At 69.5% G+C, this 15,679-nt stretch carries 24 protein-coding genes; 13 read left to right on the top strand and 11 right to left on the bottom strand.

What is annotated here, in order from left to right; all coding sequences use genetic code 11:
* The 7 genes from PV350_RS35535 to PV350_RS35505 all read left to right on the top strand — a co-directional run.
* Positions 1–412, top strand: a 412-nt coding sequence (locus tag PV350_RS35535) for a hypothetical protein (protein ID WP_500337636.1), incomplete at its 5' end; no start/stop codon positions are given.
* Positions 413–481: 69 nt separating this feature from the next.
* Positions 482–661 carry a hypothetical protein gene (locus tag PV350_RS35530; RefSeq protein WP_500337635.1) on the top strand — a complete coding sequence of 60 codons (180 nt, stop codon included), beginning with the start codon at positions 482–484 and terminating at the stop codon, positions 659–661.
* Positions 658–873 carry a hypothetical protein gene (locus tag PV350_RS35525; RefSeq protein ID WP_500337634.1) on the top strand — a complete coding sequence of 72 codons (216 nt, stop codon included), beginning with the start codon at positions 658–660 and terminating at the stop codon, positions 871–873. The genes PV350_RS35530 and PV350_RS35525 overlap by 4 nt, the downstream gene beginning before the upstream one ends.
* A gap of 42 nt (positions 874–915) precedes the next feature.
* Complete coding sequence (locus PV350_RS35520; protein ID WP_500337633.1) at positions 916–1,293, top strand: hypothetical protein; 378 nt, start codon at positions 916–918, stop codon at positions 1,291–1,293.
* A complete protein-coding gene (locus PV350_RS35515; protein ID WP_500337632.1) occupies positions 1,290–1,664 on the top strand; it encodes a hypothetical protein in 375 nt (124 codons plus the stop codon). The genes PV350_RS35520 and PV350_RS35515 overlap by 4 nt, the downstream gene beginning before the upstream one ends.
* Complete coding sequence (locus PV350_RS35510; RefSeq protein WP_500337631.1) at positions 1,661–1,846, top strand: hypothetical protein; 186 nt, start codon at positions 1,661–1,663, stop codon at positions 1,844–1,846. Before PV350_RS35515 ends, PV350_RS35510 begins: the two co-directional genes overlap by 4 nt.
* A gap of 52 nt (positions 1,847–1,898) precedes the next feature.
* On the top strand, positions 1,899–2,327 hold the full coding sequence (locus PV350_RS35505; RefSeq protein ID WP_500337630.1) for a hypothetical protein: 429 nt from the start codon (positions 1,899–1,901) through the stop codon (positions 2,325–2,327).
* Between the two features lie 58 nt (positions 2,328–2,385).
* On the opposite strand, the gene PV350_RS35500 is transcribed toward PV350_RS35505, so the two are convergent.
* Both PV350_RS35500 and PV350_RS35495 read right to left on the bottom strand, forming a co-directional pair.
* Complete coding sequence (locus PV350_RS35500) at positions 2,386–3,036, bottom strand: PDDEXK family nuclease (protein ID WP_500337629.1); 651 nt, start codon at positions 3,034–3,036, stop codon at positions 2,386–2,388.
* A gap of 141 nt (positions 3,037–3,177) precedes the next feature.
* A complete protein-coding gene (locus tag PV350_RS35495; protein WP_500337628.1) occupies positions 3,178–3,750 on the bottom strand; it encodes a hypothetical protein in 573 nt (190 codons plus the stop codon).
* Positions 3,751–3,853: 103 nt separating this feature from the next.
* Here PV350_RS35495 and PV350_RS35490 point away from each other — a divergent pair, with 103 nt between their 5' ends.
* Positions 3,854–4,891 carry a tyrosine-type recombinase/integrase gene (locus PV350_RS35490; protein WP_500337627.1) on the top strand — a complete coding sequence of 346 codons (1,038 nt, stop codon included), beginning with the start codon at positions 3,854–3,856 and terminating at the stop codon, positions 4,889–4,891.
* Between the two features lie 2 nt (positions 4,892–4,893).
* On the opposite strand, the gene PV350_RS35485 is transcribed toward PV350_RS35490, so the two are convergent.
* Both PV350_RS35485 and PV350_RS35480 read right to left on the bottom strand, forming a co-directional pair.
* Positions 4,894–5,259, bottom strand: a complete 366-nt coding sequence (locus PV350_RS35485) for a hypothetical protein (RefSeq protein WP_500337626.1) — start codon at positions 5,257–5,259, stop codon at positions 4,894–4,896.
* Positions 5,256–5,528, bottom strand: a complete 273-nt coding sequence (locus PV350_RS35480) for a helix-turn-helix domain-containing protein (protein WP_500337625.1) — start codon at positions 5,526–5,528, stop codon at positions 5,256–5,258. The genes PV350_RS35485 and PV350_RS35480 overlap by 4 nt, the downstream gene beginning before the upstream one ends.
* Positions 5,529–5,857: 329 nt before the next feature.
* Between PV350_RS35480 and PV350_RS35475 the strand changes: the two genes are divergently transcribed.
* Genes PV350_RS35475 through PV350_RS35460 form a run of 4 tightly spaced genes read left to right on the top strand, consistent with a single transcriptional unit; the run spans position 5,858 to position 11,373 of the window.
* Positions 5,858–6,079 (top strand): helix-turn-helix domain-containing protein, encoded by a 222-nt coding sequence (locus PV350_RS35475; protein WP_500337624.1) that lies wholly within the window; start codon positions 5,858–5,860, stop codon positions 6,077–6,079.
* Complete coding sequence (locus tag PV350_RS35470) at positions 6,079–10,515, top strand: hypothetical protein (protein ID WP_500337623.1); 4,437 nt, start codon at positions 6,079–6,081, stop codon at positions 10,513–10,515. The genes PV350_RS35475 and PV350_RS35470 overlap by 1 nt, the downstream gene beginning before the upstream one ends.
* Positions 10,515–10,883, top strand: a complete 369-nt coding sequence (locus PV350_RS35465) for a hypothetical protein (RefSeq protein WP_500337622.1) — start codon at positions 10,515–10,517, stop codon at positions 10,881–10,883. The genes PV350_RS35470 and PV350_RS35465 overlap by 1 nt, the downstream gene beginning before the upstream one ends.
* Entirely contained in the window at positions 10,867–11,373 is a 507-nt protein-coding gene (locus PV350_RS35460; protein ID WP_500337621.1) for a hypothetical protein, read from the top strand. The genes PV350_RS35465 and PV350_RS35460 overlap by 17 nt, the downstream gene beginning before the upstream one ends.
* Before the next feature lie 3 nt (positions 11,374–11,376).
* Here the strand turns inward: PV350_RS35460 and PV350_RS35455 are convergent, their stop codons facing one another.
* From PV350_RS35455 to PV350_RS35435, 5 genes are all read right to left on the bottom strand, one after another.
* The gene (locus tag PV350_RS35455; RefSeq protein WP_500337637.1) at positions 11,377–11,556 is read right to left on the bottom strand and encodes a hypothetical protein; all 180 of its coding nucleotides are present in this window, start codon (positions 11,554–11,556) and stop codon (positions 11,377–11,379) included.
* 108 nt (positions 11,557–11,664) lie between these two features.
* Positions 11,665–11,871 carry a hypothetical protein gene (locus PV350_RS35450; protein WP_500337620.1) on the bottom strand — a complete coding sequence of 69 codons (207 nt, stop codon included), beginning with the start codon at positions 11,869–11,871 and terminating at the stop codon, positions 11,665–11,667.
* Between the two features lie 108 nt (positions 11,872–11,979).
* A complete protein-coding gene (locus PV350_RS35445; RefSeq protein ID WP_500337619.1) occupies positions 11,980–12,333 on the bottom strand; it encodes an ASCH domain-containing protein in 354 nt (117 codons plus the stop codon).
* Complete coding sequence (locus tag PV350_RS35440; protein WP_500337618.1) at positions 12,330–13,442, bottom strand: hypothetical protein; 1,113 nt, start codon at positions 13,440–13,442, stop codon at positions 12,330–12,332. Before PV350_RS35440 ends, PV350_RS35445 begins: the two co-directional genes overlap by 4 nt.
* On the bottom strand, positions 13,439–13,627 hold the full coding sequence (locus PV350_RS35435) for a hypothetical protein (RefSeq protein WP_500337617.1): 189 nt from the start codon (positions 13,625–13,627) through the stop codon (positions 13,439–13,441). Before PV350_RS35435 ends, PV350_RS35440 begins: the two co-directional genes overlap by 4 nt.
* A gap of 301 nt (positions 13,628–13,928) precedes the next feature.
* Between PV350_RS35435 and PV350_RS35430 the strand changes: the two genes are divergently transcribed.
* Positions 13,929–14,687, top strand: a complete 759-nt coding sequence (locus PV350_RS35430) for a helix-turn-helix domain-containing protein (RefSeq protein WP_500337616.1) — start codon at positions 13,929–13,931, stop codon at positions 14,685–14,687.
* Between the two features lie 58 nt (positions 14,688–14,745).
* Here the strand turns inward: PV350_RS35430 and PV350_RS35425 are convergent, their stop codons facing one another.
* Together PV350_RS35425 and PV350_RS35420 are read right to left on the bottom strand one after the other, a co-directional pair.
* On the bottom strand, positions 14,746–14,931 hold the full coding sequence (locus tag PV350_RS35425) for a DUF397 domain-containing protein (RefSeq protein ID WP_500337615.1): 186 nt from the start codon (positions 14,929–14,931) through the stop codon (positions 14,746–14,748).
* A complete protein-coding gene (locus PV350_RS35420; RefSeq protein WP_500337614.1) occupies positions 14,901–15,605 on the bottom strand; it encodes a DUF5753 domain-containing protein in 705 nt (234 codons plus the stop codon). Before PV350_RS35420 ends, PV350_RS35425 begins: the two co-directional genes overlap by 31 nt.
* Between the last annotated feature and the right edge of the window lie 74 nt (positions 15,606–15,679).

The following is a 15,679-nucleotide window of genomic DNA, read 5'->3' as shown; positions in this document are numbered from 1 at the left end:
CCCCTCGGACCACCCCAACAGCCCTGAGGAGCACCCCATGACCGACCGCACCCTGACCTCCGGCCCCCTCACCGCCATCGCCGACGACATCCGCCAGCACCAGTACGCCATCCTCCAGACCCGCGTGGAACGCATCCCCCGCCTCGTCCGCGGCCTGCCCTGCTCCGAGCCGGACGGCTGCAACAAGACCGCCACCCTCGCCACCCTCGCCGTCGAAGAGACCGCCGACAACAACGACGGCCTCGGCCTCTACCTGGCCAAAGGCCCCGACGGCCTGCCGCTGTGCATCCCCGTCTGCGACGACCACCGCAACGAGGCCACCCACGACCTCTACCGCGACCTGACAGGACAGATGCGGCCCGACGGCATCCGAGCCTTCGACGTACCCGGCACACACCTGAGCTGGCACTGAACACGACAACGGCCGCCCCCGCGGATATCGGGGGCGGCCACCCACCCAGGATCCCATCAAGGAGACCCCATGGACGCCGCCATCGAGACCGTCCTCGCAGAACTCGACCGCATCTCCGCCCTCGACACCGTCGCCCACGACAACGGCCGAGCCGACTCCTTCGCCGTCGGAGCCCGCTGGACCGTCCGCATGGTTCGCGAGGCCATCGAGCGGGGCGCGCCGGCCACCCCCACGGAGGCAAGGCCGTGACCGACGTCAACGACCTGGTGCGCATACGCATCGAAGACGCCCGCCGAAAGATCGAAGCCGCGAAGCGCCAGCGTGCGGAGCAGCAGCGCCTCCGTACCGCTGGCCTCGCCAAACGCCACGCCGCGAAACTGCGGGCTCTCCGCGACCGCGGCCTCGGCATCGCCCCCGTCCACACCTTCGACAACACCACCCCCGCCGCCTCCGGCGCCTAGCCCAGCCGGCCGGCCGGCCCAACCACCGAGAGGTGACCGCCCATGACCGTTTCTGACCTGGACGCCAAGGCTCAGGCCACCATTCTGCTGGCCCGCGGCGTAGCCACCGACAAGGTAGGCGAGACCGTCGGCGTATCAGGACGAACCATCCGAAGGTGGCGCGAAGACCCCACCTTCGAAGCCGAAGTGACCGCAGCCCGCAAGGAACTGCTCTCCGAAGCACGGGCCGCCCTCGGGGGAGCAGCCCGCGACGCCATCACGACGCTGCACGAGGCGCTGCAGGACCCCAACCCGGCGCACCGCATCCGGGCCGCCAGCACCCTCCTCGGCGCCCTGCCCGCCATCTCCGAGCACTTCGACCTCGAGGAGCGCCTCGCCACGCTCGAGGCCGCCCTGAACGAATCGAGGAACGTGGCATGAGCAGCCGCAACATCCGCGCCCGACTGGACAAGCTCGCCGCCCAGCTGGGCGCACCGGGGCAGCAGGCCGAGTGCAAGCGCCACGGGCAGGCCTGCGCCATGGGCGCCAACTGGCCGATCCCGTACCCGGGACAGTCCATCGACGACCTGCTCGACCTGGTCATCGTGGCCCGGATCAGCAAGGGAGAGGAGCCCAGGCGCCACCCCCGCGACGTGTGGGCCACGGATGAGCACGTGCCCTGGACCGCGGCCGAACTCGAGCAGCAGGCGCGGGAGCTCGAGGAGCTCGTCGCCGCGCAGCGAGAGAAGAACGACCAGATCGAGGCGCAGATTCGCGCCGACCGTGACCAGCAGATAGGAGAACAGGGATGACGAAGCAGGAGACGCCGAAGTGGCTGCAGGTCCTGGCGGCCCGGGCGACGGGCAAGGAGGTCACCGCCGAGGACCTCGATGAGGTGCGCACGGCGGCCCGCCCGAAGGGCGACACCTGGGCGCACCGCGTGGCCGGCCGTGCCGTGCCGCCCCAGCACGACGACGGCCCCACCGCAGCCTGAATGTCTCCGGACGCTGAGCACCGGAGCCGACACCACCCCTGAGGAGAACACCATGCAGAACCTGAGCAACAGCCCCGTGACCAAGTCGGCCGCGCTGCACGCCGAGCGGATCCGGGCCAAGGACCAGGCGCGGGCGGCCCAGGCTGCGCCCGAGCGACCCGCTGACAAGTCGACGGCCCAGCTGTACGCGGAGCGCGCGCTGGCCGGCGTCCAGGCCGACGAGGCGCTGCGCCAGGAGGCCTACCAGAACGACAAGCGGGCCCGTGGCGAGTGGGTCCCGGGCGACGAGCCCGAGGCCGAGGAGGAGGACCTCGAGGAGTACGACGAGGAGGAGTACGAGGGCGACGACGAGGACCCGCCGAAGACGACCGCCGAGCTGTACGCCCGCCGCGTGCGGGGCACCTACAGCGCCGAGGGCGCGGCGGCCCGCGTCGCGCACAAGAGTGTCGTCCTGACTGCGGGCCGCGTCATCATCATGTAATTCACCGCTCGGCGAATAGTGCCCGGCCGTACCCCCATGCGGCCGGGCACGGTCATGTCTACGCGCCGGACCGGCCGTGCTCGAAGCGAGCAGAGATAGCCGCACGGTAAGCGTCCGCAACCGCCTTGTCGTAGTCGTCGCCGATGAGGGCACCCCCGCCTACGAGGTTGCCCCACTGGTTGCCGCGGGTGTCCCAGAAGACATCCGGGCCGTCGTTGCCAACCAGGCCGTCGCCGGGGTCGACGAGGATCCCGCTCGCGCCAAAGTAGGCGTAGCCCTGGAACAGGTCACCCTTGCGCCAGGACAGCGCCGTGTGAACGGGCTGCGAGTAACCCACATGCTCCTTACTCTTCTTGTCGTGCAGGCGCTGTATGCCCCGGCCGAGGGGACCCAGGACCAGCATGCGCACCTCGTGCTCGCTGATGATGAGCGGCTCTGTGGGTCGGGGTAGGCCATCGTGGCGCAGTGAGGCGTGAACGAGGAGTTCGACGTCGAGGTGTTCCTCGCTGCCCTTGACCTCCACCCAGAGCTTCTCGCGGGGGAGCCAGAAGTCCGGCAGGTACGGCCGGCGGTTGGGGCCTACGAGGTAGCCCTGCGGCTCGTACTCCCAGGTGATGCCGAGAGCGTCGAAGAGGACGGCCCATCGAGCCTCGAGACGGGAGCGGAAGCGGTGGCCGGCATAGCTGGTCTCGATGGGCTGGATGGTCACTTCATCTCCTGGTGGTCAGGGTGGCGGATGGTAGGTCTCTCCTGGAGCAGCCAGCCAGCCAGACGACGATGGCCGGCGCTCGCCGCAAGCGCCGGCCGCTGTCCGGGTCCGAGCAGCCATCAAGGATGGGGAGTCCCGAGCCTACGCCGGGCGTCCGACAGGCACGGGCGCGTCGTTGGCAGACGCGGTCAGGTAGATCTCCCGGATGCGGGCGGCGATGTCGGCCTGCACCTTGTCGAGCGCCAGGATGGCTGACTCGAAGGCGCGCTCGCCGGACTCAGGAGGGACCCGGTGCATGCCGCTGGGAATGTTGAGCAGCTCGTGCGCACGGGCAACGCGCTGCCGAAGTTCGTCGTCGAGGACAAGGTTCCGCAGCATGTGCACGTCTCGGTTAGCCGTGCTGAACGCTTCGCTGTCTTCGGTGGGCAGCTGGGTGCCGGCGTAGTGGCCGGTCTCGCGGCTGGTCATCATGTCGACGTGGTGCGCGCGCCCGACGGCCCGGCCTAGTTTCTGCAGTGCCTCGTTGAGCCGCTCGAGGTGGTCGAGCTCGAAAGTCTCGCGCCTGTCCGTGAGGAGCTTGTCCCGCTCGGCTTGGCGGGCTTTGGCTTCGCGGGCTAGCTGTCGCTTCTCGGTGATGAAGCCGGTGAAGTACGTCGAGGCGTGGCCTATCGCGAACGTGGCGACCGGCCAGACTGCGGTGAACCATGCGGGCATGGGCCAGAGCATACGTGTTTGGGCGTTTCCCTAGGGACACGGTCTGGCTCCAGATAAACTCTATTCTCTGGAACCAGAACGGCAGTTTCATGAGGGGGAGTTCATGACCGAGATCGAGCGTCGATCGCAGCCCGCAGGTATCGCCACCACGCAGCTGTCACAGGAAGCCCGCGAAGCCCTTGCCGCCGGCCGTGCCGACAGCACCCGCCGCGTCTACCGTCTCGACCGGGAAGAGTTCGTTGCCTGGTGCGCACAGCGAGGGGAGCGGCCGGTGCCCGCCTCACAGGAGTTGCTGATCGAGTACGCCACGCACCTGACGACCGCGCCCCGCCCGCGGACCGGCCGCCCGGCCTCGCCCAGCTCCATCAGCCGCGCCCTGTCGGCCATCAGCACCATGCACGCCGAGCTCGACCTGCCGAAGCCCGAGACAAAGGGCGCCCGTCAGGTCATCAGCGGCTACAAGCACAGGCTTGCCGTGAACAAGGATCCCGCTGCCCGCCCTCGCCAGGCTGCCGCCGCGGTCCCCACGGCGCTGCGGCAGATGCTCGCCGTCCTCGACCGCGACACCCTCGCCGGCAAGCGTGACGCCGCCCTGCTCCTGCTCGGCTACGCCGCGGCGACCCGCTCCTCGGAACTGGTCGGCCTCGACATCGGCGACCTTGTCGAGCAGGAGGAAGGGATCCAGGTGGCGATCTACCGCGTGAAGATGAAGAAGTTCACCGACACCGCTGTCCCCTACGGCACGAACCCCAGCACGTGCCCTGTGCGGGCCCTGCGTGCCCTCGTCGCAGCCATGCGCGAAGAGGGCCGGACCGACGGCCCGCTGTTTGTCCGCGTTGACAGGCATGGCCGTATCGCCCCGCCAATGGTGCGCCGCGGCCAGCCCATCGGAGACCCGGCCGGACGCCTCACGCCCGACGCGGCCTCCGACGTCGTCGAGCGCCTGGCCGCCGCTGCCGGACTGCAGGGACGCTGGCGTGGCCACTCCCTGCGCCGCGGCTTTGCCACCGCCTCCGCCAAGGCCAAGCACCCCATGGTGCGGATCGCCCGGCAAGGCGGCTGGGCAGACAACTCCACCTCGCTGAGCCGGTACTTCGAAGAGGGCGACCCCTGGGAAGACAACCCCGTCACCGGCCTGTGAGGTCAGTTGCCGTCGAGTCCTTCTGCCAGCTCGCAGGATGGGCACAGGCGGCCATGCGTGAGCTCGGGGCAGCCAGGTGTCCCGCATACCGTCAGCGGTGCCCTGCCGCTGTCTCGGATGGTCGTCTTGCCGCGCAGCAAGGCATCGAGCACCAGGCGCGCATGCGCGTCCTCGCGTGCCGGGCCCGCCTCCCCGATGAGGCTGTCCAGCGGTACCGGCTCACCTTCCAGGGTGTCCGAGTGGACGTGGTGCAGGATCTCCCAGAAGGGTGCGTCGTCGCCGTCGATGGCCTTGAGGCGGTAGGCCATGAGCAGGCCGTAGACGCGCTCGTAGTCGCTGCGGTTCAAGGGGCGTTCTTCGGCTGTCATGCCGCGATTGTCGCGCGGTCCGGGTGGCTGCGTCCGGCGTCGTCGACAGCCCCGGCCAGCAACTGGGCGCGGCGCTCGCCCTCGAGCCCGTACAGGGCCGCCAGGCGCTCGGCGACAACCAGCGAGGGACAGCGGACCCCGCGCTCCAGCTTGGCGGCGTAGCTCGCCGTTATGCCCGTCCGGCGGGCCGCCTCTCGTAGGCCCAGTCCTGCCTGCTCCCGGGCCGCGCGCAGCATCGGGCCGTAGCCATCGGGTGGCGTGCGGCGCATCCGCACGACTGGCCGCAAGTTTTCCTGCACTACGATCACTCCGCCGCAGAATCTAAGGCTGAAAGGTCTCTTGACCTATGAATCTAAAGCTGCTCGCAGTATCCTGCCAACAGGACGGATCGAGTAGCCGCAGGCCAGTTGTCCAGCGCTGGGATGGCGCCGGGGCGTGATGCCCAGGGACGTGAGGCAGCGGCAGAGGCGTGGCGATGTAGGGGCCGACGGGTAAGCCGGCCGCGAGGCCATTCACGTGATGTGAGCGCCGCGAGACGTGGGCCAGCTCGGGCCCATGTGCGTCCGCGACAGCCACCATCACGCCTCTGGGGACCACCATGGCCCGCTCCTTCAGCGGTACGCGCATGCGCGATCAGCGCCTGCTCGCCGGCGTTCGCATTGCCGACCTTGCCGCCCGCGTAGGCCGCTCCCCGCGCGCCCTGTACGCCTACGAACGCGGCGAAATGCAGCCCCCGGTGCCGGTTGCCGACGGCCTGGCCGATGCGCTTGGCGTCCGCCTGGACGTCCTCCTCGCCGACGAGCGACGGGTGGCCGCCTGATGGGTGAGTTCCGGCTTGCGGGCGCCTTCGTTGAGGCGCGCATGGACCGCACCCGCCTGGATGCGGACATCGCCCGGCTTCGGCGGGAATCCCTCACCGTCGACGTCACGGCCAACCTCGATGACGCCTCCCGCCGCAAAGTCGAACGCGACCTCGATCACCTGACCCGGGACCGCAACGTGCGGATCCTCGCGGGCGCGGACACCCGCGTTGCCGCCGATGAGATCCGCAACTTGACCCGCCGCCAGCGGGTCCGCATTGGCGTTGACGTCGACACCCGCGTCGCGGCGGATGACCTGGCGAACCTGACGCGGCGGCGTACTGCCCGGGTCACGGCAGACGCCGACACCGCTGCGGCTGAAGCCCGCCTCGATCGCTTGGCCCGGGATCGCACGGTCAACGTGCGGGCCGACATGCGCGGCCTTGGCGGGCTCGGCAGCCTCGGGAGCTCCCTCGGATCGTCCGCCTCCTCTGCCGGCCTGCTGGGCTCGAGCTTTGCCCGGCTTGCTGCCGCGGCGTTCGCGGCCCTGCCCGCGGTTGCTGGCCTCGGGCAGGCCCTGGTGCAGATGGGCCCCGCGGCGGCCGTAGCCGTCCCGGCCCTGGGCGGTCTGGTCACGATCGGTGCGGCCCTCGCCGTCGGTCTCCACGGACTGGGTGACGCCTTCAAGTCGGCGTTCGATCAGGGGGCGTCGTCGGCGACGTCCGCGGCCTCCGCTGCGCGCTCCCTGGAGTCCGCACAGATCAACGCCTCCCGTGCCGCGCGGTCGCTAAAGGAAGCCCAGACCGATGCGGCGCGGCAGATCGCCGACGCCAACAAGCGCGTCACCCAGGCAGAGCGGGACCTCACAGACGCCCAGCGTGATGCGCGGCAGATGCAGGAGGACCTGAACGAGGCGCGGAAGGAAGCGGCGGAGCAGCTCGAGGACCTGAACAACCGCCTCGCGGATGCGCAGCTGGACGAGCGCCAGGCGGTGATGGACCTCGCCGACGCCGAGAAGGACCTGAACGACCTGAAGGCGAAGGGCGGGGCCGCGAACGCAGACGACCTCGCCCGGGCTCAGCTGGCCTACGACAAGGCCGCGCAGCGGCTGTCGGAGCAGCGGACGGAGACGGCCCGTCTGCAGGACGCTACGGCGGAGGCGAACCGGGCCGGCGTAGAGGGATCCGACACGGTCGTTGCCGCCCAGCAGCGCGTGGCCGACGCGCAGCGCAACGTGGGTGACCGGGCCCTTGCGCTACGCGATGCCCAGCAGGGTGTCGCGGACGCCCAGGTCGCAGCGGCGCGGCAGGTGCGTGGGGCTCAGGAAGCGTTGGCCGATGCTCAGCGGGGCGTAGCCGCCGCGATGGCTCAGGGGTCGACTGAGGCGACGAAGTTCAACGACGCCATGTCGAAGCTGTCCCCGAATGCGCAGAGCTTCGTGCGCGCCGTGCAGGGCATCGCCCCGGCGTGGTCGGCCGTGCGGGTCGACGTGCAGGACCGGCTGTTCCGGGGGCTTGGGGACACGCTGACGCGGATGTCCACCGCGGTCCTGCCGTCCGTGCGGGATGGCCTCGGCAACATGGCCGACGTCCTCAACAGGTCCGGCAAGGGCCTGATGGACACCTTCACCAAGCTGGCCGACCAGGGCCTGCTGAAGCGCATGTTCGACGGCTTCACGAAGGGCTTCAAGCCGCTCGAAAAGATCCCCGGCCAGTTCGCCGACGCGTTCGTAAAGCTCAGCATCGCCGCAGCGCCGACGCTGGAGAAGCTGACGACCGCGTTCGGCCGCTTCGCGACCGGGATCAGCGACAAGCTCGGCAAGGCCTTCGAGGACGGCCGGCTTGAGAAGGCCATCGACACCGCGGTCGACCTCTTCGGGCAGCTCATCGAGATCGGCGGCAACGTCTTCTCCGTCATCGGCAGCATCTTCAAGGCGGCCGACACGTCCGGGGGCAGCTTCCTCGACACGCTCGAGCGGATCACCGGGACCCTGGCGAACACCTTCGCCAGCGACGCAGTACAGGGCGGACTTAAGTCCTTCTTCAGCGTGATGGCGACGCTGGCCAAGACGGTTGCCCCGCTCCTCGACCAGGCGCTGCGGGCGCTCGGCCCGGTGCTGGAGAAGCTCGGCCCGCCCATCGAACGAGTCATCAAGGTCCTCGGTAAGGCGCTGGGCCCGATCATCGACGTCCTCGGCGACATCCTGGTCAGCACGGCCGGCGCAGTCGGCGAACTCCTCGACGCCGTCTCGCCCCTGCTGCCGGTCCTCGGTGACCTGCTCGTAGCGATCCTGCAGCCGCTCGCCCCGGTCATGAAGAAGGTCGGCGAGGTCTTCGCCAAGGCGGCCCCACTGATCGCGGACTTGGCGGCCACTCTCGGCGTGGCCCTGGTGCCCGTCTTCGAAGCGTTCGGCGAGGTCATCATCGACTTCGTCGACAAGTACGCCGACCAGATGATCGCCATGTTCCCCACCTTGATGGACGCGTTCATCGAGCTGGTTCCGGTGGTGCTGCAGCTGTCCGACAGCTTCAGCCAGATCCTGCTCGCGCTGGCCCCGCTGCTGCCGGACATCCTGACCCTGGCGACGTCGCTCATCGACGACCTGCTCCCGGCGCTGCTGCCGCTGCTGCCGCCCCTCGTCGACTTCACAACGGCGTTCCTGCGGTTCGAGACGGCGATCGCCGTGAAGGTGATTGGCGCACTGAAGGATCTCATCGGCTGGTTCAAGTCGATGAAAGAGAAGATGCAGCCCGCGATTGACGCGGTGCGGGACATCACCCAGTGGATCGCCGACAAATTCCAGTGGCTGTATGACGTCTTGATCGGGCATTCGATCATCCCCGACATGGTGAACGGGATCATCGGATGGTTCACCGGTCTCTGGGAATCGACGAAGAAGATCTTCACGGACCTGAAGAACTGGGTTGTGGAGAAGTGGAACAGCCTGTGGAACGCGGCCCGGGAGAAGTGGAACAGCTTCTGGTCTGGGCTGCGCGGCGCCATGTCCGATGCGTGGAAGTGGGCGCGGGACTCCGTCTCGGGGCTGAAGACGTCGGTCACGAATACGTGGACGAACCTGTGGAACGGGGCGCGTGACAAGGTCACCAGTATCTTCAGCACGATCCGTGGAAAGATCTCGGACTTTAAGACCTGGATGACGAACACCTTCGCCACATTGCGCGATGGTATGGGGAAGGTCTGGACGGGCATCCAGTCGAAGCTTGCTACGCCGGTGAAGTGGGTTGTGGGTCACGTCTACAACGACGGCCTGCGGAAGATGTGGAACACGATTGCTGGGAAGATCTCCAGCAAGATCACGCTGCCGTCCATCAGTCTCGGCTTCAACACGGGTGGCGTTGTGCCGGGCGGCCGGGGCACGCGGGACACGGTGCCGGCGATGCTGACCCCGGGCGAGCGGATCCTCAGCAACGACGAGATCGACCGCCTCGGCGGTTACCGGGCGATCGACGCCATGCTGGGCAAAGACCGCCCCACCGGTACGGGTGGCAACCCGACCTCGGAGCAGGAGCGGAAGCGCACGCAGGCCACGCAGTCCTTTGCGGACGGCGGCATCGTGGGTGCGATCAAGTCGGTGGGTGGTGCGATCGGCTCCGGCTTGTCGTGGGCGAAGGATCTGGTCGTGGGCGGGTTGAAGGCGGCCGCGCAGAAGGCGATCAGCTCTCTCGTCCGTCCGCTTATCGACCAGATCCCCGGCGGCGGCTTCGGGTCGCTGCTCCGCGGCCTGTCGAATAAGGCGCTGGACGGGATGCTGGGCTGGTTTGGGAACCAGGACAAGAAGGCTGTCGGCGGGCCTGCGGTGCAGCGGGCGCTCGCCTGGGCGCGGACGCAGAACGGGAAGCCCTACCAGTGGGGTGGAAACGGGAACCCCAGTTTCGACTGCTCGGGTCTGATGAGCGCCATCGAGTCCGTCATCCGTGGCGAGTCTCCGCACCGCAGGTGGGCGACGGGTTCGTTCCGTGGTGCGAACGCCCCGTCCGGTTGGGTGCGTGGTCTGGCCTCGCCGTTTGAAATCGGCATTACAAACCAGGGCGTGGGCCACACGGCGGGCACCCTCGCGGGCGTGAATGTCGAGAGCAGGGGCGGCGACGGGATCATCGTCGGACCGCGTGCCAGGGGCGCGAACTCGTCACTGTTCACGGACCGGTACGGGTTCAAGCCGGCGACGGTCTTCGACCGGGGCGGCATGCTGATGCCGGGCCAGCTCGGCGTGAACATGGGCCGCCGGCCGGAGGCAGTCCTCGACCCCGCGCAGACCGCGGCCCTGCAGCAGATGGCAGCCAACGGCAGCGGGGGCGATGAGATCTACAACATCACGATCAACCTGAACGGCGGCTTCGACCTGTTCCACTCGGGCGATCGGAAGCGATTCGCCAAGGAGATGGCCGACGACATGAAGGAACAGATCCGCAAGCTCGAAAACGCGAGGCGGCGCTGATGGGCCGGCTGACGCGGGCGCGCCGCCTGCTGCGCCCAGGGATCCCGGAGGGCGTGACGATGTGGACCAGGTTCGAGCTTCCGGTGGAGCTCGAGGACGCCAACGACGGCACGGTCATCGGCTGCCCTGAGTGCGGCGAGACGTTCCCGCTGGTGCTGGGCATCGACTCGGGGGACGCCTCGGACGCCCCGTCCTACCTAACCTGCCCGGCCGGGCACACCTGGGCGGAGCCTCGCTGCCCGCGCCGCCTGGGTGGCGCCATCCTCGACGCCCTGTTCCGCGACAACCCGGGCCGCTTCATGATTCAGATGCTCCACGACGAGCGCACCGGCTACGACCCGAGGACGGCCAGTGAGCCCCGATCCTGACCTCACCGAAGTCCTGGCCCACGCCGCACCCGCCAGGGCCGCCCAGAAGTTCGTGACGGCCGTGTGGCGGGACCGCAGCATGGAAGAGGCGTGGCAGCTCGTAGAGTCTCCGCTGCGCCTGTTCTGGGCCGACCTGTGGCTGCGCGCCTGCATCGCCGACGGACTGGCCCCGGACCTCGGCACGGACGAGGTCATCGCAGACCTGGCCGCGAACGGCCCGGAGCACGCCCTGTGGCCCGTCTTTGCCGCGTCGCTGCTGGAGACGTTCCTCGGCCTGCCCGGGGACGTGCACACGTGGATCCCGACCGACAGGCAGCTGGTCGCCGGCCTCGACCTGGTGGTCGTCGGCATGGTGCCGCAGCCGGCGGAGGGCATTGCGGTGCCGGAGGACTCGCCGATGCTGCCCATGCTGATGCGCTACGACCTCGAGGCCGGGTGGCTGGTGGCGAACGCGGGCGGCGACCAGCTGCCCGTGGTGGGCGTGGCCTGAGCGTCACCACACGTCGGGACCGCCGCCGCGCCAGTCGAAGAGGTCGGGGTCGAGGATGCTGACGTCGTCGGGGTCGAGGCCGGCCCGGCGCAGGAACTCCAGCAGGTCGGCCATCCGGTACGCGGTACCAAGGACCACGTCGTCGGCGCGGACGACCCGGCCCCCGCCGTCTGCGGGCGGCATCACGACTATGCGGTGCTCCACCCGCCCAGGGTGCCCCGGGATGGATGTAGGCGCACCCTGGAGATGCGGTCCCGCCGACATCCCCCCTGACGGCGGGGCCGCCCGCTGTCAGGCGCCCGGCTGCTCCCCGCTAAGGGTCGGGACTGGCGCGTACCCTTCCGCGGTCTCAGGTACGGCTCTGGCGAGCCAGCGGGCGCGTCCTGGGCCCTGCATGGGGCGGCCGAGGGGTTCGAGGCTGAGGGCGTCGCACAGGCGCGTCAGGGCGGCGCGTACCTCGCCCTCGTCGTCGCCCTGCACGGCGAATGTCACGGCCATGCGGGCAGTGTGACGGGCAGGACCGACACGGCGCAGCCAGATCCCGCAAACCGCATCTAGACATGACGAAGCCCCTACCGCGCCAGGCGGCAGGGGCCGTAGTCGTCCTCACGCCTCGAGCAGCTGCATCTCGATCGCGAGGGCGCCGAGCGCTTCCTTCTCCGGGGGGTAGATCGCCCGGATGTTGGCCAGCTGCTCATCGCGGGAGGCGGTCGGGTTGACGTTCGCGGCGCCCTCGCCGTCGAGCAGGGCCTCGAAGTCGTCGTAGGCGGTGACCCGCTTCACCAGCACGTCGCACGTCTCGTCGGTGCCCTTGATGCGGAAGCGGATCACCTCCCCGGCGGCAAGGTCGGCGAGATGCGGATAGCGGACGCGGACCTCGATCGACTTACGGCCGGCGGCGACCAGGTCGAAGTACCGGCGGTACAGGTTGAGCTCCCGGACACGGGTTGCGCTGCTCATCGGGTAGGCACGCTCCTGGTAGCGGTGGTGGTCATCATGCGGCCGAGCTCGCCGGCCGAGTACGCCCGGAAGAAGTGCCGGGGGTCGGCGAGCAGGACCTCGGCGAGGGCGAGCAGGCGGTCGACGTACTCGGTCAACGATCCGGGCCACTCTCGCGTATCGAGCATCCAGGGGGCGGCGCCGTCGGGCAATGGTGCGCGGCCCTCGCGGATGAGGCTCTTGGAGAGCTTGGCGCCGGTGTCGGTGACGACCTGGGGGCAGTACAGGCGGGCGGGGAGCTGTCCGAGAGACAGGCCTACGGCTTGCAGGGCGCCGTCGACGAGGTTCGAGCCGAACACCCAGTCGCCGCCCTTGACCATGACGTGCAGGGTGTCGCGCGTGCTGCTGAGGGTGAGCTCTTTGACGAGGTTGCGGTACAGGGTGGCGAGGTCGAGGTACCCGCCGCCGGCAGGGCCGATCGCCACCTCGTAGGACCCGTGGTGGAGGCACACGGCTTCGACGGTGGCGCCCTCGTGGCTGCGGTGGACGCGGGTGCGCTGCGCGTACTTCTCGGCCCAGCCGCACTCAGGCTCGGGGCACGGCACACGGACGTGTGGCACGCCCGTCGAGGGGGCTAGCCACCAGCGGGCGGCATCTACGCGCGGGAGGACGCGCAGCCAGGTGCGGCGGTAGTGCTCGCTCGCCTGCTGCTGGCTGTAGGTCTCGACGCGGTACGGCACCCCGAGTTGTTCGGACAGGGCGTCGAACAGGGGCCGGTACAGGGCGTCTACCTGTTCGGTGATGCCCTTGTTCCCGAAGGCGTGGGCGTAGTCGAGCTGGTAGCGGTGGCCGCTGGTCTCGTCGGTGACGATGGAGTACGGCGCGTTGTCGAGGGCGCTGAACAAGACGTCGACGGCGACCTCGTAGCGGTCACGGGTGCGGGCCGCGGCGGCGAAGGCGAGGGATTGCACCAGCGACGTGCCGATGTGCGGTGCGCCGTTGATCTGGGTGCCGACGACGAACGTGATCCGTTCGGGCGTGGCGGCGCGGATGCGGGGGGCGAGGGCGTCCTCGGCGTGGGTTAACGCGTTCGCAAGGACGGTGTTCGGCGATGCCGGGTGCGGGTTCATGGTCCCTCCTTGGCCTGGTGGGTGGGTTGGGGTGTGCACGCGTCGGGTTCGGAGTGGACGACTATCCGCATGTCCGGTCCTGGGCTGCGGGTGACCCATCGGACGAGGCCGTCGGCGGTCCAGGCGCCGCAGCCGGCGCAGTGGCCGGGGGCGCGTTCGGGGATGTCGTCCCACATGGGGCTCACGGCGGCCTCCGTGGGCCGCCGCAGCGCCAGCACTCGCACGGCGGGTAGGCGCTGGTGACCATGGGGCCGTCGGCGGCTGGGAGCGTCCGCGACGTGGCCGGGGTCCGCTCGAGGGTTCGCGGGTCGACCCGGTAGATCCGAACCGTCAGGCCCGGGTGAGTGCCGTCTTTGCCTGTAGTCGTCACGTTTTCAAGGTGGCGGCGCGCCCTGTGTTCCGCGGCGTCTGAGGGGGCGTCAAACCGACGACACAGTAGGCGTCATTTGGGTGTCATTCGCGGGCGGTGAGGGCTACCGTCGAAGCATGACCACGCCGAACGCCACGCTCCGGGCTGTGCGCATCAGCCTGCTCATGTCCCAAGACGACTTTGCCCGCGCAGTCCGCGATGCAGGGCAACGCGCAGGCCAGCCCAACGACGCCTCCAAGCGGCTCGTACAGCGCTGGGAGTCCGGCACAACCGCCGCGCCCCGCCCCGTGTACGCGCGGGCCCTGGAATCCGTTACGGGCCTCCCGATCGAATCGTTGGGGTTCGCAATGCCAGTCCCGACGGCCCGGGTCTCCGACGACGGGCACGGCGGCCACGACCTGGAGGACTCGCCCATCGGCGTCGCCCAGGCGGCTGGCACGCCAACGACCCAGGCCGCCCCGCACGGCAACCTGTCGGGGGTGTGGCTGTCCCGCTACGAATACTTCAGCTCCGGCCGCGGCGCGTCGTACACCGGCCAGCACTACGTGGTTGTCCTACAGCACGGCAACCGGCTGACGGTGCGGTCCCTGCCCGGATCCTCGGACTCGCCGCTCACCATGGACGTGGAGATCGACGGGCACGTCGTCACCGGCACGTGGACCGAGCAGACCGCATCGGACGGCTACTACCGCGGGGCCCGCTACCACGGGGCGATCCAGCTGCTGGTGGAGCCGACCGGGCGCCGCATGTCGGGAAAATGGGTGGGGTTCGGCAAGGAGTTCGACGTGAACACCGGCCCGTGGGAACTGGTCTTCCAGGACGCGTCGACGAACCGGGCCACCCTCGACCGGTACAACCGGCGCCCGGAGGCGTAGCCCACAACGCAGAAGGCGCCCGTTCTCCTCCGGGAGGAGAACGGGCGCCTTCGTGCTGTCAGGCCTCGGGTAGGTCGGCGAGGAACGCCGCCCACTCCCCGCGGGAGAAGGCCAGGACCGGACCTGACGGATCCTTGGAGTCGCGAACCCGGACCGGGCCGGCCGGGGGCCGGGAGACCTCGACGCAGTCGCCCGGCTCGCTGTAGGTGGACTTCACGAACGGTGCCTCGGGGCTCGTCCCCATGCGGTAGCTACCTCCGTCAGGAAAGCGCGGGAGTCGTCCGGCGACAGTGCCGCCTCCGTCATGGTGTCAAAGGCCGAGTGCAGGCGGGCGACGTCCGCGGTACGCGTCGAATACCAGCCGCCGACGATGGACTCGAGGTAGCCCAGCCGAGACAGCTTCGCGCCCCGCAGTCCGTACAGGGCGAACTGCCCCGACCGGCCCGGCGTCGGCCGACCCTCGGGCATGACGCGAATGTCGATACGCGGGTTCGACCCGGCCAGGTTCACCAGGTGCTGCAGCTGGGCGACGTGCGCCTGAGCGTTGGCCAGTGGCTGGCGCAGTGCTGCCTCGCCGACGATGAACTGAGCCTGCCCGACCTGGTCGACGCTTGCCCAGCGCTGCAGGAACGAATCGACGCGTGCCGCCCGTGCATAGGCGCGCCGCATCACCTCGTCGTGCATGAGCGTCGGCACCCGCGTGCGGATCGCCGCCGCGGCGTAGCGGGTCAGTTGGAGCGGGCCGGGGATGATGCTGGCGTTCCACGCCCGCACGCTCACGGCGCACGCCTCGACGGCCGTGAGGCGCTCGGCGGTAATGGGGCCGGTCTCGGGTGTGGCGGCCCGGCCCTGGCCGCTCTGGTCGTCCGCGTGTAGGCCTCTGAGGGCTTCGTTCAGGGGCTCGTTGGGGTCGGTCAAGGGGTGCTCCTTTCACTTATCACCCCTTAAACCTGCCGACAAAAAAGCCCGTGGAAACACGGGGTGTCGGCGAG

Source organism: Streptomyces sp. PA03-6a (genome assembly GCF_033792765.1).
Lineage (GTDB): Bacteria > Actinomycetota > Actinomycetes > Streptomycetales > Streptomycetaceae > Actinacidiphila.
This window is presented reverse-complemented; position numbering and strand designations above follow the sequence as displayed.